Genomic DNA, 21,766 nt, shown 5'->3' on the forward strand with positions numbered 1-21,766 from the left:
CTTTTGCAGAAGGTAGTGCTAAGATTTTATCGTGACTATCTCACTCATACGTGTGGTATACCTGGGCGACAACCTTTCTCGTTTCATCTTCCAAACTCTGTCCAGATCCTGGGAAGCCAGCTTTACTTTCTGCTGGCCTAACGCATGATTAAATTTGTCAACTACAGCCATTAGATTTCCGTGCTTAGGGTTGCTGTTGTTAAAAATCATAAGTTGGGCATCGGCTGCGGGTGTAAACTCCATCACAACAACCCCCGCCTTTTTATAGCCGAAACCTGATTTATAAATTCGTTTCAGTGCATCTTCTGCAAAGTGGGCCAGCTCAATGCCTGAATTGGTTGGGTAAGGAAGTTTAACGGTTGTTGCAGGTGTATACTGCGGCTGATCCGGACGAAAAGAATTTGTGAGCAAGAAAACCTGAAGGACGTTACAGCAAGAGTCCTGCTTTCTCAAACGCTCCGCGCATATGGTAGCGAACGTAATTACACGCTCCTTTACCCATTCGTAGTCATCGTAATTTTCATTGAAACTTCGGGTTACGGCAATATTTTGCTTTGGTTTTACATCTTCCAGATCCAGCGTACGTATTCCCTGCAATTCATGTTTTAACCGTAAACCGACAACACTCATTTGTTTTTTTACCCATGCGTCGGGCAGTCGGGTAAAGTCCTGAACCGTCCTGATCCCCATTGCCTGAAGCATTTTAAAATGCCGCGGACCAATACCCCAGACATCATCAATTGTGAATTTGGCAATCTCTTTTTCTAATCCTTCCCGTGTATCAATCACAAAAACGCCTCCGGTTTCTGTGCGTTTCTTTGCAATCTTGTTCGCCATTTTCGCCAGCGCTTTTGTAGGCGCGAAACCTACAGAAATTGGTATACCCGTTCCTTGTGTTACCTGTTGTCGCATTTTTCTGCCAATTTCCTGAAGACTGAAATAATCGAAGCCATCAAAGCGTAAGAATGACTCGTCGATGGAATATACTTCGATATCTGGTGTATACGAACTAAGCATATTCATGACCCGCGCGCTGATATCGCCGTATAACGCATAGTTAGAAGAAAATACGTGTACTTTCTGATCCTTAAAGAGTTTGTCAAACAGGAAAGCTGGCGCACCCATCTTTATCCCCAGATCCTTTGCTTCCTGGCTACGGGCAATCACACATCCATCGTTGTTGGAAAGCACAACTATCGGCTTTCCTACAAGATCAGGCCGAAAAAGACGTTCGCATGATGCATAAAAATTGTTACAGTCAACCAGTGCAAACATCAGAAAGATTTGATTACGTGAACAACTACACCCCAGATTTGAAAGTTGTTTCCCTCAGTTACCCAGATTGCCGGATATTTAGAGTTTTCTGCACATAACCAGCATCCGTTTTTTTCAACCCTGATCCGCTTCACAGTAAATACACCGTCTAGAAAGGCGACAATGATTTTTCCATCACTAGCTTTCAGGCTTTTGTCGATCACGACAATATCGCCATTGCAGATACTGACATCTTTCATAGAGTCACCCTCTATCCTGGCGAGGAATGTACTAGGCGGATTTTTGATCAGTTCCTTATTCAAATCAATAGTGAGATCGATAAAATCGGCAGCAGGAGAAGGGAACCCGGCGGACAGGCCAGGTATAAGAAGCAGATCCAGTGACGTTTTAACGTCGGCTGGAAAAACTTCAATTGTTCCGGAGTCTGAGAGTGAAAATGTCATATCAGCTCTCCATTAGCATTCCGATATAATCGGAATAGATGTAATCCTCAATAACGTCGAGCTGTCCGGGCGTCAAATCTGCCTGCTCCCTTATACAAATCTTCATTTCTTCTGACTGAATAGGACTTAGGTCAAACATCCTTTCATATCGTAGATGGCTATCCTGACCCTGAATTTGCAATGTGATGTTTACTGGTACGCTATATAATATTGCGGATTCTGAGACAAATCTGATGGGGAAAATGAGTGGCTGACTCTGTGTCTGAAAGCCAAAAATCAGGATTGGCATGCTGCAAAAGATATCAAGTCTAAATGTCATCCGGGAGAATGAAATGCGGTCGATATCGTTATCCTGGAACTGGATGATCAGCCCTGTCTCATGTTCTATAACGTTGCTTTCGTGTATCATTTTCATATTTTTCGTTGATTAAAATTAAAATTTACCCGAGTATATAAAGGATTGATTTAGAGAACTTAAAATTAAAATGATACGTTTAGTATCAACTAAATGATGTAATCAATACCAAGTTTAGCGTTTTTGAGAACGGTTAGCAAGCAGTATCGAAATTTTATTTTCGACGTATACTACTAATAAGGAGTGTTCGAGTCTGCGCATTTTTCGCGAAATTCACTCGCTGGCCTGATTTTAGATTAGCAGTATTTCAACAGATGAAAAACTTTGAAAATTATGTGTTATCACGTATCCAATGAGCTGGACGCTGACGAGATTGCGAGAGAGTTCAGACTACCAGCTGCCAAGCTGGAGAATTTCAAAAAGGGATTTGACTTGAACGGATTTGATAAGCCGTATTTACCTGTGATCAGTAAAGAGAGTCCGCGTGAATTGACGACCTATCGCTGGCGCCTGGTACCTAGCTGGGTAAAAGAAGAAAAGGACTGGAAAGCAAATACATTAAATGCCAGGAACGACGAGTTATTTACAAAGGCGTCGTATCGAGATTCCTGGCAGAATCGTTGCCTGGTGCTTTGTACAGGCTTTTTCGAACCCCATTATCCCGTGCTTGGAGGTAAGGAACATGAATCCTGGTACATCAAGCCTACCACAAAAAAACTGTTTGCTTTGGGTGCTATCTATTCAAAGTGGAATGGAATGAACACCTTTGCCATCGTAACTACAGATGCGAGTCCTAAGATGGCTCAGATCCATAATGATGGTGTGAGACAACCTTTGATCCTGACAGGTGACGCAGCGCTGTCCTGGCTAATTCCGGATCTTACCCAGAATGAAATGTCTGATCTTATGGAGTTCAAATATCCGGACGATAAAATGGAAGGTTACCGCACCATTGATGGTATATACAATGCGCGTCAGGATACGAATGTCCCGGAAGCCATTCAGCCGTACGAACGGCCTCCGTTTGATGTTTTGGAGATGTTTGGGGCGAAGTAGTACCATGGTTGCTACTACTTTGACACAATTTTTTCGATAAGCCCTGGCATTGATGGAGATGAGTCATCTTTGAGAAGGCCCGTATCCGCTCTACTAAATAGGGACTGCATTATCAATTGTTTTTCTTCTTTGTCAATGGTAGTATCTTTTTTGAGAGACAAATAAAAATAAGTTAATGTGTGACGCTCGTTGCAGTCACTAGCCAAGTGAAATGCACTAAACATCGCTTTGGTTAGTGCTTTGACAGCATAAGCAATAAATGATATAAATGTTATGAAAATGATTGACCACCTAACTGCTGCACTTTTGTCATCACCTAGAAAGCTTAGGAAGATAGTATCAGGAAGATGCCACAGAAGAAAGCCAAGAAAAATGCCTGTGCACACTACTAGGGCTATCAAACAGTGAGCAAAATCCCAACCACGTTCATTCATTTTTTTTGCCCGTGTTTCCCAATATTTCGCGGGCTCTTCCAGTTTAAGTTTTTCCGAATAAAGATCTTCTAGAGCTTTAATTTTCGTATTGGAATCGGTATTGAATGTTCCAAATGTATCAGAGGTAGAAGAAAACCAATCATTGTAGAGCTTTTCTTTCTGTGATTGAAAGTCTTCAATACCTCTCGTAAAATCTTGGTACTTTTTTTCAGTATTACTGATCTGTTGGACGAGTAATGTTTCAGCGTCATTATAGTATTTATTAGTCGCCTCTTGTTGAAACGCGATAGATGTCTTTTCAGCCTTTTTGCGCTTTGTGATTTCTGATTTTCCCTTAGTATCAAATTCGTAGGCCCATAGATAGCCGATAAAACTATCTCTTGAAAGGTCGCTAGCTCTGATTGATTCAACAAAATATTGGTAAGCGGTTTGCAGGCTATTAGGGAAGTTAGTTGCTATATCAATAAGAAAAACCGTTTCAGGGCAATCATAGGTTAAAATCTTATCTGAATTTTGAATGCTATTTTTAGCATACGAAATTAGGTTTCCTAGATCACCTTTCGTGTAATTCAGAAATCCAGTTTCCAGGTTCTTGAAGAAGTTTATGGAAGTTTTGAATTCGTCATTGTTTTCAAGAGACGGGCGATCAGTTAACCATTTCTGCCAACCCTGGTTCTGCTTATAGATAAATTGATATAATGATGATATTCCCTCAAAATCAAGCTTAATTTTGATTTTTGAAAAATTTAATGTGTGTTTGAACGAGTTTAGCGATTCAGCATGATAAGATTCACTGATTAATAAGGTAAATTCAGAAGGAGTCATGGAGTGGGGTTCGATTTTGTTATTAAATGAGTCGGGTAGAACCCAGTTTTACAATAAGGCACTAAAGCCGGTATATCTACCGGCTTTACTATAAATCAATCAGTCAGCTCCCTAACATGGTAATCAGGATAGATATCCTGGTTAAACCTCTCGTTCCTAAGATGCAACTGAATTTTTGTTGCTCCATGCTTCAGTGCTTCGCGGATCTGCTCTGTAACTTCACCCTTTATGCCATTTTTTATCCATCCCTGGCCGTAGATCCAGAACTCCTCAACGCCGGTCGGGGTGCAGTAAGGATACAGCCGATTCACATTTCTAAATGTTATGGAGCGTTTAGAATAGTGGTCAAATTTACTTTCTGGCAGTTCTTCAATCGTGTTCATCTTATTATTGTTTAGAGTGTGAGATTTACAATTAGGGAGGCTTTCGCCTCCCCTTACTATTTAATATGGCAGCACCATATCACAAACCTGCTGATGCAGCTTGTACAGTAGCGAGTATTTGCTTTTCAGAATGACTTTGGCAGCTGGTGATTTTGCTGTGTGTAGTTGCTTCTGAACTTGTGAGAGGTCTGAGGAAAGACTTTTTTGTAGTGCGAATAGTTTGTCAAGCGTATCCATGATGCTGTGTGTTTTATCCTCCCAGTACCGCACTGGGATTGCGGTCTCTACAGGTGTTAGAGCCGGATACATGCAAGGGCGAATGGAAAAATACTACCCGACGTCAGGAGGGTGGAGATTTTTCTAATTCGGCGCAGCGCACCCTTGCGTGTTTCTGGCCGAGCCTAACTTTCGTAATACCTGTGTGGTAAGTGAGCGACCAAGATGCGGCATCTTTTGCAGGAGCCGCCAACGCCGTTCCGCAGGGCGGCTAAAAAATGTTAGCACGGTCAACCAAACCCGGCTGGTGCAGAGCTGCGCGGTGGTCGAGGCGTGGAAAAGCGACCTAAGCAGGCGGGAAGAATTATCCTGATGGTCGGAATTACTATTTGAAAACTATTTCTTCGAAAGCTGCTCTATCAGCCAATTTTCAAATCTCCCTGTAGATTTTCCTTTCAGAGTGTAATCGCTTGTGAAAGCTTTTGTATCGTATAGTTTAATGCGAATCCGGGTTGTTCTGCTGTCGACCGGTACTATTAATAAATTCCAGGAAGCGGTAAAAGTAAATTTGTCCGTACGGTCGGGGTACTGGTCTGAATACCGCTCAGCGACAATAAATGCGTCGGGGTTTGGAACACGTCCGCTTTTACTTTCGAACCCTCCGTGTCTGGGAAACTTAGTCGGGCCGACGGTGATCAGTCCAGACCTGGCATCGCTACTTTCTACCGGATAGCTATTTTCCACAGCAAGCAAAGCGAAGTCGTCCAGAACATCTTGTAGCGGTCTGCTTATTACAGCAATACGCGACTGTTCGTCGTACTGATTTTTAAGTGGTACTAATCTGGCGCATGATGTGCAAAGCAAGGCGATTAAAAATAGCTTTTTCATTTTTTTACTGGTTTAGTGAAATAGAAAAAAGGGATTGAAAAATATTCAATCCCTTTCCCGTTACCCTCCTTCATGGCAGCAGCGGCCATATTACTTAAGACGCGATTCTACAAACTGGTCACACTAACAACCGCTTTATTTTGAAGGTTTTGCAAGTCTGAGTAGCGTGCTGTGATTCCAGGCGCGTCCGCTGGTGGGCTGTGCGCTGGCGCGGGAGGGAAGGGATAACAGGACAAGCAACAAAGGGGCGCTAATCACCAACAATATTTTATATATGCACGATTAGCGCCCCGACTTGCGCAGGACTCGCGAGCAGCCCGCCAGACAGCTATTAGCGGGGGTTCGGGGCCGCTGGCTGGCGGGCGACAGGGCGAGCATAATTATGAAGGGCAGGCGGCACACAACGGGCCCCGAAAATAATCCAGTGCCGCCTGACCGCGGACTGAGGAAGTGAAGAGAAGAGCCGACGAAGGAGGGCACACTGCCCCAGTGGCATGACTGACGTGAGGAAGGCGTGACAATGGACGCAGTGCCTGAACGTAACGACGAAGGAGACCGCTAATCCCGTGCGTAGGGTGTGGGCGTGGTGCGGGTGTGGTTCTGCATAGGTAAATAAAATATGATATCCGTACGCCTGTGGCCGAATATGCGCTAACCTGCGCTTTGAAAATTAAATTGTCCGGTCAGGGTTGCTTTTTCGCAAACTGACCGGACTGTTTAATGTGCGGCTGGAGATGTTGGAAATCTGTGTGATGCTGCACTGCGTGGGCAAGCCAACCGCTTCTTAAAAGGTTGTGCGGTTGGGAAGGGGTTGGCTGTGGGAAAGATAGGAATGAATTGAGTCATAAGTTAATAAATGTCGAATTATGTATGGTATCGTATTCACAGGGATTAACATTATGAATGTTCTAAAGCTGATGCTCGTTAAGCACTTTATAATATACACTGACAGGGAATATCACATCATCAATCTCGTTATAAGTTTCCAGAATAGGAATAATCATATCATTGAGCTTAGTTCTATTCATTTGTTGAAGCATATTAGAAAGAGTTTTGATTTCACTTTCGGACTTTTTAATGCTTCTAATAAATGCTATGATATTCTTATCCAAACCTAAATGTCCACTATATTGCGTTATCAATTTGCTATAAAAAACACTGTTATTATTAATCAAATACTCTCTATACTTAGAATTCAAGCTAAATAGGTCTAAATTTTTACCTCTATAATTATAAATAATGGATGCAATAAAATGGTACAAGTCATACTCTTTAACTTCTGCTTCAACGTCGTCAAAATTCTCAAACAGTCTTGCTGCGCAATAATAAGATAAATGGCAAGTAAAATCTGTATCGAAAAAATCGATTTTTGCAAGCTTGGATATAAACTCGTAATCAACATCTGAACTATTAAAATTGAACTTTAACTCATTTAGAACAGTATCATACTTCTCATCCTTAACTTTAGATGTTTCATTGAAATAAAGAATAATTTGATCTGGTATCTCGACGTACTTGGTAATGTTTTGTAATTTAAATAGAGATTTAACTAATAAAATAATATCATTTTCACTGTGTATTTGCTTAATAAATAATTCGTAAAAATGTTTTAAATGTCTTTGATTTTTTAGCTGAGTAATACTAAAATCTAGTGGATCTTCGTAAGGTTCTATTTTAGAGGATAATAGAATATACAATTCTTCAATTCCCTTGTTTTTAGCAAAAATAATTTCGTTTGCTGAAAAATCACCAAATAGTCCGTGATTAAAATACTTTACATGATTATCAATATATAATATTGAACGTATACTTCGAGATTTCTTTTCTTTAAAAACATCGCTAAAATTCAAAGAGGATGTACTTTCTGTTGAACAATACAAGTCGCCTATTATCTTCTTAATAATAATAGAGTTATTTTCATCATATTGGTTGCTTTTTATGAAATTGTCTAGAGATGTATTATCGACCTTAAATCTATTTCCATCTACTTCTAAAAAGCTTCCTTTTGATAAATCCATATATACTACTGAAAATTTTAATTTCAGTAGTTCTAATAGTATTAGATCCTTAATGATAAGATTATTTTTAGATAGATGAAGAGATAAAAAGAATGAATTTAAAAATAACTTAATATCCCTGATATTACCTATACATAACTCTAAAATACCTCGTTTGTTTATTGTATTTATATTTGGAATTAAATTAGCTATCTCAGGGGAAACACCTAGAGAAAAAATAGCATTATTAAATTCCTCTGTAAAATGAGGATTGCTTATAACTATGCTAGGGTCATTATTTGTATACTCTGAAACTTTATCTATCAATATTTCAGAAATACTCTCCATCCTAACTGGAGATAAAACTATCTGAAGCTGAAATATTTTTTTTAAGTATTCTTCTATATTACCAAGTTTATTATCTCCTTTGAGGGAACTTTTAATGTAATCAATGTCAAAAGCAACAATAAAAAAAGTATTCTTAAAGTCTGCGGTATTCCTGATAAGTCTAAATACTAGCAATATTTCTTCAGATGATAGTCGGTCTAAGTCATCTATGAATACAACTATTCGCTTTTCTATTTTTGATATTGTATTGTTAATAATCTCTTTTCTATATTCTACTGTACTTCCATTAAAATTTAATAACGACCCTGCAAAAGAGGTAATCATACGATCTACGAGGTTGTCTGATGGATTACTATTAATTACTTCATAGGAATACTTATGTAGATCCGATGCGATGTCTGAATGATATCGTTTAAGATTTTTCTGTAAAATGTCAAACAAATTCATAATAATATTATTGTCCTGACTTGCTACCCAAGGATTGAAATCAATAATTATAACATTCTCAGAGCTATTAAGTGTACTATTGAGTTCACGTTTAATAAAATCCATAAATACCGTCTTTCCATTTCCCCAATTTGAAATTACTGAAATATTTATAGCTCGTTCTGGCTTTGTGTTTGTTATCGCTCTCACTAATGACTTTGCCTGCTCTTTCCTGTCCAACTCATCTTCTACTTGTAAATCGAAGTCTTCTGAAATGAATTTATTGTCCGATAACTCATTATTAGGTTCATAAATATATGATGTTGATTTCAGAAATATTACAATAAATAATATGTCAGTTATTAAAAAACGATCATCATTGAAGATATTGTAAAAATATATTTCTTTATCATTTGTTATATATTTATAAAGTATAAACACTATGACTACATTATAAATGCTAAATTTGGATATTTTTTTATTTGAATTATATTTTTTAATAGATGAAAACAGATAGTATATAAGTAGAGATAGAAAAAAATATGATCTTATATATGGGCTTGTGTCAACTTCTGGAAGGTACTCAAACAACTTGCTTGTTACTGGAAGTGCAAAGCATTTTATTGGCTTGTAAAAAATATATAATAAGCATATAATGACAGGAACTTTAAGCCATTTTTTTAATGAAATTTCATTCATGTACTTCTTGGTTTAAGCCGGAGGTTTACTAGTTTTAAAACTCCACCGCCCATCCAAACCTACCCCTATAATCAATCACAGTATCAACACTAGCAGCTTGCTTATTCATTTCTGTCTGCACTTCTATTCGCAGGCGACCGTCAGGTATGTAGCCTATGTGCAGGCTTTCGCTGTAAGTGCGGTCGAAGTATTCTGTTGCTATTATTGTGCTGTCGGGATTGTAGAACCGGACGGTGGCAAAGTCGACGTTCAGGACAATGATTTCAATATCCCGGTAAGGGCCGATTTGGTCTGAACAAGATAGGCAGAAAAAAAGAAAAAAGGGGGCGGATTTGAGTAAACGGTTCATAGCTTCAGATGATTGATGTAACCGGATAGTTTAATTGGTTCATTCTCAATTGGCAACGTTTTGACATTGATTTCATCAATTTGTAACCGAATTTTTTGAGCGTTGTCCTGGATATCGGGGAAAGATGCCAGTTCGCTGTTCAGTTTTTTCAATTCCTGTGTTGCTTTCTCCCGTTCGTAAAGTTCCAAGCCGGGAATTTCCTTAGTCAGATTTTGTATCCTGTGTTGTAGCAGCTGTCGTTCTGATCGCTGCTGTGCCTGGCGGCTGAGCTCTTTTGAAAGTTCGTACTGAAGTATTTTTCTGCGGCTACTGGTAGTATCCGTTTGGGATTTCGGCTGTGCTGGCTCGAAGGTAAAAACAGGGTTTATTACGAATTCCAGTTCCGCCTTTTTGCCATTCTCCGGCAGGTTTTCTTTTTGGTAATTGAATTCCGTATTGGACTGTACGGTAATATTGATTAGATGTTTTCCTGATATCAGGAAAGCCAACCCCGTGATACATTGTAAAATGATACTCTACGTGAAAGATAAATATACTTATAGGGGAAAGGATTACATGTAACTGACTTATAAATATTTATTATACAAGAAACTTCTATAAGTATATGTCCGCATCTTAAGTTCATGCTCTTCTATTAACACTTTATCCGGCATCCTTTTTAAGGCATTTTGAATTGATGTTCCCAAGTATCTCCAGCCAAGACGCTCAAAGAACAGCTTTATTTCATTAATTTCTCTTGGTGATTCAAAGAAGGTAGATTCTAACAAATGATAATTTATGGCATACACCAATGCCGGCGTCTCATTGAGAGTAGCATAGTTACTTAGGTCTGCTCTGTGATGATTTACAAGGATTTCACGTAAATTCTTGGGGATTTTCAAATCAGTACTGCAAATCTGTTCAACCTTGTAATTAGAAAATGTTGAAATTCTATCCAACAAATTGATATTATAACCTTTATCTCCTGACTCAATATTGACCACTGAAGCTCTGGATAACCCAGTCAACATGGCAAATTTAATTTGCGAGAGTCCCGAAGCCTCTCGTATTTTGCGAACGTTCCGTCCGATAGTTTTCCTTATTGCAGCGTCCATTGAGCAAATAGACCACTGTAAATCATTTCAAATTGACTACATAATTGTATAATTTAAAATGATTTAGTATGTTTGTGATGTAAGTCCCGTATATCTTTTGATATGCGACTTTAAATTTTACTAAGGTATTAAACTAAAAGTCTTGCAATCGCCTTCTGACGCCGTGATGTAAGACAGCAGATTAATACCCCATGACAACTTTATGTGCTATATTGCACCTGAACGAGTGTGGGGTCTGCTGTAAATCCATATCACGTAAGGCGTCAGAAACTTTAATGCGATTATGGTTGTGGATCCTACATTTGTACTTCCTACCCACAAAGACTCACAGTAACAATTACATAATGTCCATGCTCTCCACAGGAGCCAAACCATTGTTACGCGTATGAGTAATCGTCTTGTCTTTAAATTGATCATCCGTAAGCCTCAGTAGACCCGGCTCATCCTGCATTTTCGAATCTTTAGGATCTATTGCTGAGTTTTGGATCACGGGGTCGGTATGCCATTTTCTCTGCAATCCTGAGGGGTTTGCAGGGTGTAATTACATCATTTTCACTCCAATCTTTTTTGCAATGAACTCACGTTTTTGCTCACCAGGGAAGCTATTGCCATACCTGTTCTATCTTTTAGTCTCTTTTATACTGATGCTTTGCTGGCGGCCTGTTCAGGCGCAGCAGCGTGTACCTCTCTCTATTAGTGACAGTGTGCCGGATATTACAATTCAAAATGTATTGAATTACAAATCATCAACTGCTAAAATCTCTGATTTCCGGGGAAAATTATTGATTCTGGACTTCTGGGCGACCTGGTGCAAACCGTGCGTGATGATGATTCCCAAGATGGACTCACTTGAAAAACAATTTCATGGCCAGGTGGTGTTTCTGCCAGTTAGCTATCAGAGCAAACAGGAAATATCGGTTTTCCGGGAAAAACTTGCCAAACGTACAGGGCAACGTATAACGGGACCGGAAGTCGTCAGTGATGTGAATCTGAAGGCCCTTTTTCCTCACAGCGGCGTGCCTCATTATGTCTGGATTGGTCCGGATGGAGTGCTTCGGGCGATCACAAATCTGGATGAAATCCGCACTGAAAATATTCAAGCCGTTCTAAATGGCAACGGTCGCACTCTAGCTGTTAAGAAGGACGCCAAGCGGTTAACCTACAACCGTCAGCAAATGGCACTGAGCGATTTCTTGGTAGAGAACAGTGACGTTTTGGCCGCTAATACCCACAGAAGTGTCCTGACTGGCTACATAGCCGGGATTGGCGGAGGCGGTACATTACATAAGCCAGTGGACAGTTTGGATCACTGGCGGGTTACCTTTACCAATCTGAATCCGCAAACGCTCTTTGCCAATGCTTACGGCAAAGGCAGGCGCTTTTTTTCTTCCAATACAGTTTCCGTTGAGGTTAAAGACAGCCTTTCCTTTTTTCACATGGGACAGAAAGCCCGTGACTGGATGCCACTTCATTGCTACTGCTACGAGCTGATTGTGCCATCAAGTCTTGCCGACAGCGGCTATAGGATTATGCAAAAAGACCTTAACAGGCTTTTTCCTCAATATCAGGCAACGCTCGAAATACGCCAGAAAAAAGTTTTGGCGCTAATCAGGACCTCTAAAATAGATAAAGTCAAATCCGCTTCAGATACTTACAGCGATAGCTATGACGGATTCACCTACAAACTTCGCCGCGGGAAACTTGAACACTTTGTGACCGGGCTCAACGGAATGTACATGCAAAGTTCACCCCTGGAAATCGTTGACCAGACCGGTTATGAGGGTTATGCTGATCTTGACATGGAAGTAAAATTCTCAGATTTACAAAATGTTAATGCAGCCCTTTCCAAATACGATCTTCAGCTCATTGAGAAATCGGAGTCTCGTGAAATTCTTGTTATCCGCGACCGTATTGCTTATTCAACTACCAACTAATCGCTCCTATTATGAAAAAAGTATTTATCATTTTTTTGCTGTGGATGTCAGCTGTGTTTTCTACAGCTACAGCTCAATATGTCGTGGTAGGTAAAGTAGTCACTTCGCCTGATTCTGCAGCATTACCCGGCGCAGTAGTAGTTGTCAAGGGAGATGTAACATCAGGAGCCACATCGGATGAAAACGGAATATTTAAGCTCAGTATCCCTGATTCCTCCGCCGATCTGCTTATCTCTTATATCGGATATAAACCCAGGCAGGTCCATGTAAGCTTCCCTATTCCATCTGCTTTAATTATTTCACTTGAAGCGGATGCCAACCAGCTGGGAGAAGTAGTGATATCAACAGGCTATCAGAACATTCCGAAAGAACGAGCGACAGGTTCGTTTTCTACCGTCGACAACACGCTTCTTAGCCGCCGAGTGAGTACTGATCTGATCAGCAGGCTCTATGATGTAGTGCCAGGTCTGATTTCCAATCAGGGAAGATCTAACGCACGAGGGCTTTTAATACGGGGGCAAAGCACAATTTCTTCAAGCACTCAGCCATTGATCGTCATCGATAACTTTCCTTATGAAGGAGATTTAAGCACCATCAATCCTAATGATGTTGAAAGTGTGACCATTCTCAAAGATGCTGCCGCGGCTTCCATCTGGGGCTCGCGTGCAGGAAACGGGGTGATAGTGATTACGACTAAAAAAGGCGCCTCGGGCACTCCTACGCAAATCAGCTTCAATGCGAATGTGACTACGTCACAAAGACCCGACTTGTTTTACCAGCCCCGAATCAGCTCTTCGGATTTTATCGATAACGAAATCCGTTTTTTCGATCTGAGTCGCTACAAGGCTTTAGAGAACAACATCAATCAGTACCCGTTCACACCCGTAGTTGAGTTAATGATCGCCGGACGCGATGGAAAGATATCCCCCCAACAGGCTCAGCAACAAATCGATGCGCTCAGAGACATTGATGTAAGAAATGATTATTCCCAATACCTCTACCAGCCGGCGGCAGCCCAGCAGTACGCACTGAGTCTTCGGGGTGGAAACGACAAACAGAAATTCTTTTTGTCCGCCGGATATGATAGAAGCCAGGCCGCAGAGGTAGGAAACAGCGACCAAAGATTTACGATCAATGTCAACAACACTTATACCCTCAGTAAAAGACTCGATATTTCTGCAGGTATTTACTATACCGGGACCGTAAGTAAGCGAAACGCTCAGCAGATACCAAACTATACAAATCCCTTAACCGGATTGACTGGTGGGGTGATGTACCCTTATGCAGCCCTTGCCGATGCTGCGGGCTCTCCCCTTCCGCTAATCAATGAGTACCGGCTGTCTTATCTTGATGCCGCTGTGCAGAAAGGGTTTCTTGACTGGAGCTATCGCCCGTTGCAGGAGCTTGCAAACGCAGACAATACATCTCGACTAACAGACTACAGGCTCCAGACCAGTATAAATTACAAGATCACCGAGGGATTGAAATTCACAGGTCTGTATCAGTATAGCAGAGGCATCAACATGGGACGCAACCACTACAGTGCAGATACCTATCTTTCCCGTAGCCTGATCAATACCTTTACTGCTATCGACGCTGGAGGAATACTAACAAGGCCTATTCCCACGGGTGGGATTCTAGATAAAACAGAAAGTAGTTACAGTGCCCAAAACCTTCGCACCCAGCTTGATTATTCACGGACAATTGGTGCGGGCGAGCTGACTGCACTCGGGGGCTTTGAGCTAAGGGAACTAACGCGGGTAGGTAGCACCTTCCGATCCTATGGTTATGATGATCAGTACGCATCTGCAAAAGCTGTCGATTATGCAACAACCTTTCTTTACTCTGTTAACCCCGCTATCAGCTCACGCATTCCCAATGTGGACACGCAGTACGAGCATGCTGACAGATATCTTTCTTATTATCTGAATGCGGCTTATACCTTTCGGAAGCGCTACACCCTTTCAGCAAGCGCCAGGACCGACCGAAGTAATCTGTTCGGAGTGAATGCGAATCAAAGGGGCGTACCACTTTATTCCGTCGGTGCTGCCTGGCAACTCAGCCAGGAATCCTTCTACCATGCAGGCTGGCTCCCTTACTTAAAACTTCGCGGCACCTTTGGTTACAGCGGAAACAGCAATAAGAATGTTTCTGCTTATACAACAGCCTCTTTTGGCACGCGCGGCGATATAAACACGGGTGCTGCCTTTGCCACAATTCAAAATCCTCCTAATCCAGAGCTTCGTTGGGAGCGTGTTAAAACCATAAATATTGGCATAGATTTTGAGACCAGCCGCCGGACTCTGAGCGGAAGTGTTGAGTACTTCACCAAAACAGGACTTGATCTGATCGGCAGTATGCCCTACCCTGGCAGCTCGGGCGTGAAGACCTTTACCGGCAATTACGCTGCTACCGCAGGCCATGGCATCGACCTGACTGTAAACAGCCGAATTTTTGATCGTGGCTTTAAATGGTACTCGGATTTTCTTTTAAGCCAGGTCACAGACAAGGTAACTCGCTATGATGTGAGCTCAACATCTATCTTCTATTTAAGAAACGGGGATGGCGTAGGCACTTTTCCTTTGGAAGGAAAACCACTCTATGCAGTATATAGTTTGGACTGGGCCGGACTTGATCCATCTACAGGAGATCCACAAGGATACCTCAACGGAGAAGTCAGTAAGGATTACGCGGCACTCTTAGCAATTACCCCTGATGAGCTAAATTACCATGGCCCTGCCCGCCCGAGTGTCTTCGGAGCGCTGCGTAACACATTCTCGTGGAAATCACTATCGCTCTCTGTCAACATCAGCTATCGATTAGGCTATTTCTATAAAGATCAATCCGTTTCCTACAGTCAGGTCAATACATCAGTTCCTACCCATGGAGACTACAGCCGGCGCTGGCAAAAGCCCGGTGACGAGCTTAACACCACTGTCCCTTCGATGCCGGCTGTCGCTAACAGCAACCGTGACAGTTTCTACATGTACTCTGACGTCTTGGTGCGAAAAGGCGATCATATCAGATTGCAGGATGTCAATCTGAGCTATACAATCAACAAGTCCAATTGGAAGAAAACACCCTTTCAGTCAGCACAGATCTATGTGTACGCCAGCAATCTGGGCATTGTCTGGAAAGCTGCCAAGGGAAGTATTGATCCGGATCACGCATGGTCCATGTTCCCACCAGTGCGCACGGTGAGTGCCGGAATTAAATTTGACATTTGACCAAACACAAATTAGAAATGAACAATCTACAACGTTATATATTGCTCTTATGCCTGATAAGTTTAACACTTGGCTGCGACAGTGATTACTTAGAGAAGAAACCCCAAAAGTCGCTTCTCGTACCTACAACTCTTAGCGACATGCAGGCAATGCTTGACAATAGCCGCGAGCTGATGAATGTCTCTCCATATCTGAACATCATCAGTGATGGTGAATTCAGAATGCTGGATGCAGGATTGAACGGACAAGCCCGTGCAGTTCAAAATGCATACGTTTGGAGCAGTGAAGAGTCTGCAACCATGGCAGACTGGGATATACCTTACAAACAGGTTTTTTACGCTAATGTTGTACTTGACGGCCTTGCAAAATTGTCACACCAGGATTCTCAGGAAGAATTTAATAGGATAAGAGCGGACGCGCTTTTCTTTCGTGGGCTAGCCTTTTTTAATCTGGTGCAATTATTTTGCGCTCCATATCAACAGGCTTCCGCTGAACAGCAACTCGGAATTCCCCTTCCTGTATCCTCGGACGTCAACCTTAAAATGCCAAGAGCAAGCCTGAAGGCTTCTTATGAACAAGTTCTCAAAGATCTTTTGGAGGCTGCTCCTCTCCTTGAAAACAAACCTTTGTATCTGACCCGTCCCTCCAAAGCAGCTGCACGTGCTCTATTAGCCCGGGTGTATCTTTTAATGGGGAATTACACCCAGGCCCTGCAATATGCAGAGAATGCACTGGAACTTCAAAATGCACTGATTGATTATAACTCAGTCCCTACCCAAAGTGCTATCTCTTTCCCGCTACCGCTTAACACAGTAAATCCCGAGGTCTTATTTTACGTCAGAGCGAATACATCATTCTTAAATAATGCTTCAGTATTTGTTGATTCTGCACTCTACAATTCCTATGCTGAAAATGATCTGCGCAAGAAAATCCTTTTCACCAGCGCGCTCAAATACAAAGGCTCCTATGTCGGTACAGCTAACCCTTTTCAGGGACTTAGTACGAACGAGCTATATCTGATCAAAGCTGAATGTCTGGCAAGAGCTGACGAGACTGATCTGGCCATGAACACACTTGATGTATTACTACAAAACAGATGGGTAAGTGGAAGCTACAAGCCACTGAAAGCTAACAACCCTGACCACGCTTTGGAAATCGTCATTTACGAACGGCGTAAAGAGCTTGTTGCAAGGGGACTTTGGTGGCAGGATCTCAGACGGCTGGCAACAGATTCCAGATTTAACTTTAAGCTGGAAAGAACGTCCATGGGTGTGGTGCATCAGCTTGCTGCCGGAGATGATAGATACGTTTATAAGATTCCGCTTGATGAGCTGGCAGGAAATCCGTTGATGCAAAACCCATAATACTCAACTCTGCCATTATTGACACTTCACCTTGTTTGGTACGGTTTGTTTAAACACAAAGATCCCCGACTCAACGATTGAGTCGGGGGCTTGAAAAAAAAGTGTTATTGTGCTCTTCCTTTTTCAAAGTCGGAGAGAGCACCTTCACTATTACGGAACGCTTTGCAATTAATTTCCTCGTGCTCCTCACATTCTATACCTCCTGCTGGAAGCGGAGTCCAGGTTTCGGACGGGCCATCAGGTGTGGCGTTATAAACGTTTGGCACATTTGTCATTGCATCATTAGCCACCGCCAATCCGCCGCCCAGTATTAAAGCAGCAGCAAACATGAAATCAATTCTTAACTTTTTCATAACTTTTAAAATTTAAATGGTTAAAAAAATGAAAGGATACTTGATTGCTTACTCTGTTTTCAGGTTTTCAGCAGCGCCTGGCGCAGCAAGGGCAGCCTTCCCGGCTGAGCCTTCTGTGACTCTTGATACTTTTCAGTCCGGAACGCGTCTGGCATGCAGCCAGATTCCGGTGATTGATAGCAGAAGAAAAAACAGGTTGAAAACAAAGTGCACCTCAAATCCCATTGATTTGAGAACACCTCCGCAGCTACACGGTACCCTGTCAAAAACATCTAAGAGCACCAGTCCCATGTACATCGTGAAAACAGTCATTAAGAGTGCTGCTCCCTGAAGTCCGCGGAGAAGGAATCGGGGGAGCAATAGCAATAAGACTACGACAAGTTCAGTGGCCGGAATCAGCCACACCAGCAACGGTATTGACCAAGACGGAAGCACTTGATTACCCAGTTCACTTTCAAATCTGTTTAGATTTGAAAGTTTAGCAACCGCAGTATAAAACAATAAAAGGATGAGCGCTGCGCGCGCAAGTCTTAGTAATTGCTTCTTCATCTTAGCTAGTATTTATCCTTGATCCTGCAAGTCAATAGTTGTAACTGTATGCTACCTTGCCTGCCATGGAATAAAACTAGAATCAAAAAACTTGACTCAACTTATTGTTTAGTAAGCAGATATAAGTTTCTTTTTTATATGAGAGCGGATTTTACCTGGTTAATTTGTCTGTTTTTATTCCGGATTTCTGCGAATTACACTTATTCTTCCGGGCGTAGTCTCCAGATAACTGGCAATATCCTGTAACAAGAGACGCTCAGACGGGAAAAGTTGCTGAAACTGCTCGTAACCGTGCCGGGTAGGTAGTGAACATAAGAAAGATTTAATTTCACTGTAGTTGCGGTCATTGAGAATAATCTTGTTAGAGAGCTTGGCAGCCTCTGCGAAGGTGTGATACAGATAAAGGACACTGCTGTCAGAGAGTGTGGTAATCCGGCTGTCTTCGAGTAGCATAATACTATCGGCTGCCGTTTGATATTGGTTGCCACCGGTCAGAAGCATCACCTGATCTTCTTTCCAAAAACGGGTGACCCGTTCATTTCCTTCCTGATCCTGATAATAGCCCTTTGCAAGACCATGCTCAATATACCAGATCATGGGCGTCTGACCGTTTTGTCTTAAAATATCGCCTTTACTAAACTGTTTGTAGGTTAACACTTTACTCAGTGCAGAGATGAACGGTTTGCCAAGCGGGTAGAATGCCGCAAAATGGGCAGTGAGTTTTGAATCGTACATATGTGAAGTAGTTTTGATTTCAGTATTCTTTGATCCAGACAATCACAGATTCGAGTGCTTTAATCACCGTCTGTTTGTCCTTTTCTTCAAAGCTGTAGGATTTCGAGCGCATGCTGTCGTAGGAGATTTCCGCCTTGCGGGGCGTAGACAGAAATGGTACGATACACTCAAAGACGGTGTTCATTGAGCGGGCTTTGATGATTCTGAGTGAATCAAGCGCTCTTAAAAAAAGACCGATCTGATCTACCGAGAGTAGTACCATCAATTTAAAAGGCTCAGTTTGTGTCGACCGGACAGCCGACGGGTACTCATCAACATACCTCGGCCCGGAGCGCTCTCTGAGGTAGCCGATTTCCTGAGTGAACCAATTCGAAACATACTTTTTAACATCTGAATCTGTCGGACTGAGTTTAAGACCAGGCTTTCTGTGCATTTGCTTAAAATTCTTGTAGTCCAGCAGAAGCTGATGTATCTTTTCTCTGGCAAGTTTGACGCCTTCTATTTTTTGCGCCATGTGCCGGGTATAATAGTCCATAAAGGCCCGGCTGTTAAAATTCAAATAGATCAAAAGTTCGACCAGAGCATCATCAATACTGCTTTGTCTGCCTGAATCAAGCATTTTATCAAGTCCATGCATCACTTCCCGCTGATAGAAAACTGTCCGAAAAGTTGGCCTTCTCTGATCTTCAGCAGTGGAAACTTTGACCGCGTCCAACACAATAGCAATCAGCTCCGGGTTTGAGCCTTTTAACTTGAGCTGCTTTTCTATTTTATTGATTCGGTACTGGTGCTGGCGGCCAAACTCAGCGAGGTAAGCCTCAGGAGCCCGCTCGTCCAGATCCAGGTACTCGCAGAAACTGCTTTCAATAAAACCCAGAAGCTCATATACACAATTAAGAATTTTGCGAAGTGCATCCCGGGTAAGCGTATTGAGCAGGTTGACCTTTTTGGCTGCTGCTTCTGCCTGATCAAGCAATATCAGAAGTCTGCCATGATGCTCTTTTACAAGCTGACTGATATTTTTTCCCGATTGAACAACCATACGCTGACGGTTAAAGAAAGATACATACTCGCGTTTCCTTTCACGTATTTTTTCGGTCATATGCCCGTACTGCGCTTCACTAAGCGTATTCACTTCGGATTCACTGAAATCAAGGGCAATGGTGATAATAAAATCCAGCCATTCAAGAGTATTTTGCTTTTCTATCATGAGAACATCAAGTTTAAAACTGAAGATTTTCAATTCTAGATGAGAAGGGAGCTTTCGTGGTCTGGGGTGCAGGTCTTTAAGGCATTCTGATAAACAGGCAAAGTCCGAGGAAGCAACTTTTCCCGGCTGCTTCTTCGGACTTTCTTTTGGGATAGACGCTACTTGCGGCCGATCAGAGTACAGATCATCCCACTGGTTGTAATCGGATCCGGCTCAGATTTGCCTGGCTTTTTCTGCCAGATTTGTTTTTTGAAATGATTCAGCGTAACCAGATTTAAGACAAGTTTTTGAGGCTTTTCCATAGTCTTATTTTGTTTTGGTGAAAAATTGAACAACCCCCAAAAGAAGTATCGCGGATTTTAGCGTTCAAATTTTTGTGACTACTGGAAATCAGCTTGGTGTGAATAGCTGCAGCTCTGCTTTGAATGGTACATTGGGACGAGAATTCCTGGGTGAAAAGTTATATTCAATGCTATTACACGTAAAACAGCCTGATAAACAGGAGTTTTTTTTCGAATTTAAGCACTTAAAAGCGTCCATTTAGGCTCTAAAATGTAAGTATAAAAACAGGACAACCTTTTGCAGACTTAACATATCCAATTTTTGGATACAGTTTTCAGAGATTTGGATAGTTTTTCAAAATGATATTATCGGAAATTTGTAATACTAAAACCGAGCAGCTATGAAGCGAGAAAACGATATCACAACATTATCCATTAAAGACGAACACCGGATACTGGGCCTTTCCAAACCAGCTCACCCTCTGATCAGTGTCTTGCACTTTGAAGGTATTGTGCCCCAGGAAACATTTCCGGAGCGCTTCTTTTTCGACTTTTACAGCATTTCCATTAAAAAGAATGTCAAGGGCAAACTGCGTTACGGACAAAAGCATTTTGATTTCGATTCCGGGATTATGACATTTATGTCTCCCAATCAGCTCATAGCCCGTCCGGCTGACAAAGATGAAAACCTGGTCGGAGAAGGTGTGTGTCTGAACATCCATCCTGATTTCTTTTTGGGATATCCTCTTGCCAAAACGATCAGGGAATATGGATTTTTTTCCTACGAACTCAGTGAAGCGTTGCATTTGTCGGATTCGGAAGAAAAAGCGGTGCTGGGTATTATGAATAGTATAGAAACCGAGTACAGTAATAATATTGATCGGTTTAGCCAAAATGTGATGGTTGCCCAAATTGAACTTCTTCTGCAATACAGTGACCGCTACTACAACCGCCAGTTTATCACCCGTAAGCCCTCCAATGACCAAATCCTGGTTCGCCTGGAATCGTTGCTGACCATTTGCTTCGATGATAAAAATCTAGCAGAAAATGGACTACCAACTGTCCAATATGTATCCGAGCAACTCAATGTTTCTCCAAATTATCTTAGCGATATGCTCCGCTCGATTACCGGTCAGACTACCCAGCAGCATATCCACAACAAATTGATTGAAAAAGGCAAGACACTTTTGAGCACCACGCATTTGTCTGTAGCCGAGATTGCCTATCAACTCGGTTTTGAGTACCCACAGTCTTTCAACAAGTTGTTTAAGAAAAAGGAAAGTCTTTCTCCGCTCGAATTCCGGGCTAGCTTCAACTAAAATCTT

Annotated in this window: 22 protein-coding genes; 5 read left to right on the forward strand and 17 right to left on the reverse strand. The window is 41.9% G+C overall.

Annotation, left to right across the window (positions count from 1 at the left end; all coding sequences use genetic code 11):
* Positions 1 to 18: 18 nt before the first annotated feature.
* The 3 genes from DSL64_RS21455 to DSL64_RS21465 are packed head-to-tail and all read right to left on the reverse strand — an operon-like array spanning position 19 to position 2,133.
* Entirely contained in the window at positions 19 to 1,275 is a 1,257-nt protein-coding gene (locus tag DSL64_RS21455; protein WP_115832993.1) for a Y-family DNA polymerase, read from the reverse strand.
* On the reverse strand, positions 1,275 to 1,718 hold the full coding sequence (locus DSL64_RS21460; protein WP_115832994.1) for a LexA family protein: 444 nt from the start codon (positions 1,716 to 1,718) through the stop codon (positions 1,275 to 1,277). The genes DSL64_RS21455 and DSL64_RS21460 overlap by 1 nt, the downstream gene beginning before the upstream one ends.
* A 1-nt stretch (position 1,719) precedes the next feature.
* A complete protein-coding gene (locus DSL64_RS21465) occupies positions 1,720 to 2,133 on the reverse strand; it encodes a hypothetical protein (RefSeq protein ID WP_115832995.1) in 414 nt (137 codons plus the stop codon).
* 273 nt (positions 2,134 to 2,406) lie between these two features.
* On the opposite strand from DSL64_RS21465, the gene DSL64_RS21470 reads away from it, so the two are divergent.
* Positions 2,407 to 3,129 carry an SOS response-associated peptidase gene (locus DSL64_RS21470; protein WP_115832996.1) on the forward strand — a complete coding sequence of 241 codons (723 nt, stop codon included), beginning with the start codon at positions 2,407 to 2,409 and terminating at the stop codon, positions 3,127 to 3,129.
* A gap of 14 nt (positions 3,130 to 3,143) precedes the next feature.
* On the opposite strand, the gene DSL64_RS21475 is transcribed toward DSL64_RS21470, so the two are convergent.
* From DSL64_RS21475 to DSL64_RS28850, 9 genes are all read right to left on the reverse strand, one after another.
* The gene (locus DSL64_RS21475) at positions 3,144 to 4,388 is read right to left on the reverse strand and encodes a DUF6161 domain-containing protein (RefSeq protein ID WP_115832997.1); all 1,245 of its coding nucleotides are present in this window, start codon (positions 4,386 to 4,388) and stop codon (positions 3,144 to 3,146) included.
* Between the two features lie 95 nt (positions 4,389 to 4,483).
* The gene (locus tag DSL64_RS21480) at positions 4,484 to 4,771 is read right to left on the reverse strand and encodes a hypothetical protein (protein ID WP_115832998.1); all 288 of its coding nucleotides are present in this window, start codon (positions 4,769 to 4,771) and stop codon (positions 4,484 to 4,486) included.
* Between the two features lie 60 nt (positions 4,772 to 4,831).
* Positions 4,832 to 5,008, reverse strand: a complete 177-nt coding sequence (locus tag DSL64_RS29005; RefSeq protein ID WP_158547960.1) for a hypothetical protein — start codon at positions 5,006 to 5,008, stop codon at positions 4,832 to 4,834.
* Between the two features lie 375 nt (positions 5,009 to 5,383).
* Positions 5,384 to 5,875 carry a hypothetical protein gene (locus DSL64_RS21490; protein WP_115833000.1) on the reverse strand — a complete coding sequence of 164 codons (492 nt, stop codon included), beginning with the start codon at positions 5,873 to 5,875 and terminating at the stop codon, positions 5,384 to 5,386.
* 908 nt (positions 5,876 to 6,783) lie between these two features.
* Positions 6,784 to 9,345 carry a KAP family P-loop NTPase fold protein gene (locus tag DSL64_RS21495; protein WP_115833001.1) on the reverse strand — a complete coding sequence of 854 codons (2,562 nt, stop codon included), beginning with the start codon at positions 9,343 to 9,345 and terminating at the stop codon, positions 6,784 to 6,786.
* A 34-nt stretch (positions 9,346 to 9,379) separates the two neighbouring features.
* Positions 9,380 to 9,694, reverse strand: coding sequence for a hypothetical protein (locus DSL64_RS21500; protein WP_115833002.1), 315 nt, complete (start codon positions 9,692 to 9,694; stop codon positions 9,380 to 9,382).
* Positions 9,691 to 10,182 (reverse strand): hypothetical protein, encoded by a 492-nt coding sequence (locus DSL64_RS21505; protein WP_115833003.1) that lies wholly within the window; start codon positions 10,180 to 10,182, stop codon positions 9,691 to 9,693. Before DSL64_RS21505 ends, DSL64_RS21500 begins: the two co-directional genes overlap by 4 nt.
* Before the next feature lie 78 nt (positions 10,183 to 10,260).
* Positions 10,261 to 10,788, reverse strand: a complete 528-nt coding sequence (locus DSL64_RS21510) for a helix-turn-helix domain-containing protein (RefSeq protein ID WP_115833004.1) — start codon at positions 10,786 to 10,788, stop codon at positions 10,261 to 10,263.
* A gap of 337 nt (positions 10,789 to 11,125) precedes the next feature.
* Positions 11,126 to 11,305: a hypothetical protein gene (locus tag DSL64_RS28850; RefSeq protein ID WP_147300397.1), complete on the reverse strand. Its 180-nt coding sequence runs from the start codon at positions 11,303 to 11,305 to the stop codon at positions 11,126 to 11,128.
* Positions 11,306 to 11,360: 55 nt separating this feature from the next.
* Here DSL64_RS28850 and DSL64_RS21515 point away from each other — a divergent pair, with 55 nt between their 5' ends.
* Genes DSL64_RS21515 through DSL64_RS21525 form a run of 3 tightly spaced genes read left to right on the forward strand, consistent with a single transcriptional unit; the run spans position 11,361 to position 17,313 of the window.
* Complete coding sequence (locus tag DSL64_RS21515; protein ID WP_115833005.1) at positions 11,361 to 12,722, forward strand: TlpA family protein disulfide reductase; 1,362 nt, start codon at positions 11,361 to 11,363, stop codon at positions 12,720 to 12,722.
* A gap of 11 nt (positions 12,723 to 12,733) precedes the next feature.
* Positions 12,734 to 15,949 (forward strand): SusC/RagA family TonB-linked outer membrane protein, encoded by a 3,216-nt coding sequence (locus DSL64_RS21520; RefSeq protein WP_115833006.1) that lies wholly within the window; start codon positions 12,734 to 12,736, stop codon positions 15,947 to 15,949.
* Positions 15,950 to 15,966: 17 nt separating this feature from the next.
* Complete coding sequence (locus tag DSL64_RS21525) at positions 15,967 to 17,313, forward strand: RagB/SusD family nutrient uptake outer membrane protein (protein WP_115833007.1); 1,347 nt, start codon at positions 15,967 to 15,969, stop codon at positions 17,311 to 17,313.
* A 104-nt stretch (positions 17,314 to 17,417) separates the two neighbouring features.
* On the opposite strand, the gene DSL64_RS21530 is transcribed toward DSL64_RS21525, so the two are convergent.
* The 5 genes from DSL64_RS21530 to DSL64_RS29010 all read right to left on the reverse strand — a co-directional run bounded on the left by DSL64_RS21530 (position 17,418) and on the right by DSL64_RS29010 (position 20,462).
* Positions 17,418 to 17,666, reverse strand: a complete 249-nt coding sequence (locus tag DSL64_RS21530; RefSeq protein WP_115833008.1) for a hypothetical protein — start codon at positions 17,664 to 17,666, stop codon at positions 17,418 to 17,420.
* Positions 17,667 to 17,798: 132 nt separating this feature from the next.
* Positions 17,799 to 18,215 (reverse strand): MauE/DoxX family redox-associated membrane protein, encoded by a 417-nt coding sequence (locus DSL64_RS21535; RefSeq protein ID WP_115833009.1) that lies wholly within the window; start codon positions 18,213 to 18,215, stop codon positions 17,799 to 17,801.
* A 174-nt stretch (positions 18,216 to 18,389) separates the two neighbouring features.
* Positions 18,390 to 18,950 carry a Crp/Fnr family transcriptional regulator gene (locus DSL64_RS21540; protein ID WP_115833010.1) on the reverse strand — a complete coding sequence of 187 codons (561 nt, stop codon included), beginning with the start codon at positions 18,948 to 18,950 and terminating at the stop codon, positions 18,390 to 18,392.
* A gap of 19 nt (positions 18,951 to 18,969) precedes the next feature.
* Entirely contained in the window at positions 18,970 to 20,160 is a 1,191-nt protein-coding gene (locus tag DSL64_RS21545; RefSeq protein ID WP_115833011.1) for a hypothetical protein, read from the reverse strand.
* Positions 20,161 to 20,318: 158 nt separating this feature from the next.
* Positions 20,319 to 20,462, reverse strand: a complete 144-nt coding sequence (locus DSL64_RS29010; protein ID WP_158547961.1) for a hypothetical protein — start codon at positions 20,460 to 20,462, stop codon at positions 20,319 to 20,321.
* Between the two features lie 380 nt (positions 20,463 to 20,842).
* Here DSL64_RS29010 and DSL64_RS21550 point away from each other — a divergent pair, with 380 nt between their 5' ends.
* Positions 20,843 to 21,760 carry a helix-turn-helix domain-containing protein gene (locus tag DSL64_RS21550; RefSeq protein ID WP_115833012.1) on the forward strand — a complete coding sequence of 306 codons (918 nt, stop codon included), beginning with the start codon at positions 20,843 to 20,845 and terminating at the stop codon, positions 21,758 to 21,760.
* Positions 21,761 to 21,766 lie beyond the last annotated feature (6 nt).

The sequence above is a fragment of the Dyadobacter luteus genome, assembly GCF_003383615.1.
Lineage (GTDB): Bacteria > Bacteroidota > Bacteroidia > Cytophagales > Spirosomataceae > Dyadobacter > Dyadobacter luteus.

Excerpts from the sequence above, each read along its gene's own strand:
- DSL64_RS21550 (WP_115833012.1), top strand. The coding sequence starts at position 20,843 with ATGAAGCGAGAAAACGATATCACAACATTATCCATTAAAGACGAACAC.
- DSL64_RS21460 (WP_115832994.1), bottom strand. The coding sequence starts at position 1,718 with ATGACATTTTCACTCTCAGACTCCGGAACAATTGAAGTTTTTCCAGCC.
- DSL64_RS21530 (WP_115833008.1), bottom strand. The coding sequence starts at position 17,666 with ATGAAAAAGTTAAGAATTGATTTCATGTTTGCTGCTGCTTTAATACTG.
- DSL64_RS29005 (WP_158547960.1), bottom strand. The coding sequence starts at position 5,008 with ATGGATACGCTTGACAAACTATTCGCACTACAAAAAAGTCTTTCCTCA.
- DSL64_RS21475 (WP_115832997.1), bottom strand. The coding sequence starts at position 4,388 with ATGACTCCTTCTGAATTTACCTTATTAATCAGTGAATCTTATCATGCT.
- DSL64_RS21545 (WP_115833011.1), bottom strand. The coding sequence starts at position 20,160 with ATGATAGAAAAGCAAAATACTCTTGAATGGCTGGATTTTATTATCACC.
- DSL64_RS21465 (WP_115832995.1), bottom strand. The coding sequence starts at position 2,133 with ATGAAAATGATACACGAAAGCAACGTTATAGAACATGAGACAGGGCTG.
- DSL64_RS21535 (WP_115833009.1), bottom strand. The coding sequence starts at position 18,215 with ATGAAGAAGCAATTACTAAGACTTGCGCGCGCAGCGCTCATCCTTTTA.
- DSL64_RS21480 (WP_115832998.1), bottom strand. The coding sequence starts at position 4,771 with ATGAACACGATTGAAGAACTGCCAGAAAGTAAATTTGACCACTATTCT.
- DSL64_RS21520 (WP_115833006.1), top strand. The coding sequence starts at position 12,734 with ATGAAAAAAGTATTTATCATTTTTTTGCTGTGGATGTCAGCTGTGTTT.
- DSL64_RS21490 (WP_115833000.1), bottom strand. The coding sequence starts at position 5,875 with ATGAAAAAGCTATTTTTAATCGCCTTGCTTTGCACATCATGCGCCAGA.
- DSL64_RS29010 (WP_158547961.1), bottom strand. The coding sequence starts at position 20,462 with ATGGAAAAGCCTCAAAAACTTGTCTTAAATCTGGTTACGCTGAATCAT.
- DSL64_RS21455 (WP_115832993.1), bottom strand. The coding sequence starts at position 1,275 with ATGTTTGCACTGGTTGACTGTAACAATTTTTATGCATCATGCGAACGT.
- DSL64_RS21500 (WP_115833002.1), bottom strand. The coding sequence starts at position 9,694 with ATGAACCGTTTACTCAAATCCGCCCCCTTTTTTCTTTTTTTCTGCCTA.
- DSL64_RS21515 (WP_115833005.1), top strand. The coding sequence starts at position 11,361 with ATGAACTCACGTTTTTGCTCACCAGGGAAGCTATTGCCATACCTGTTC.
- DSL64_RS21525 (WP_115833007.1), top strand. The coding sequence starts at position 15,967 with ATGAACAATCTACAACGTTATATATTGCTCTTATGCCTGATAAGTTTA.
- DSL64_RS21495 (WP_115833001.1), bottom strand. The coding sequence starts at position 9,345 with ATGAATGAAATTTCATTAAAAAAATGGCTTAAAGTTCCTGTCATTATA.
- DSL64_RS21510 (WP_115833004.1), bottom strand. The coding sequence starts at position 10,788 with ATGGACGCTGCAATAAGGAAAACTATCGGACGGAACGTTCGCAAAATA.
- DSL64_RS21540 (WP_115833010.1), bottom strand. The coding sequence starts at position 18,950 with ATGTACGATTCAAAACTCACTGCCCATTTTGCGGCATTCTACCCGCTT.
- DSL64_RS21470 (WP_115832996.1), top strand. The coding sequence starts at position 2,407 with ATGTGTTATCACGTATCCAATGAGCTGGACGCTGACGAGATTGCGAGA.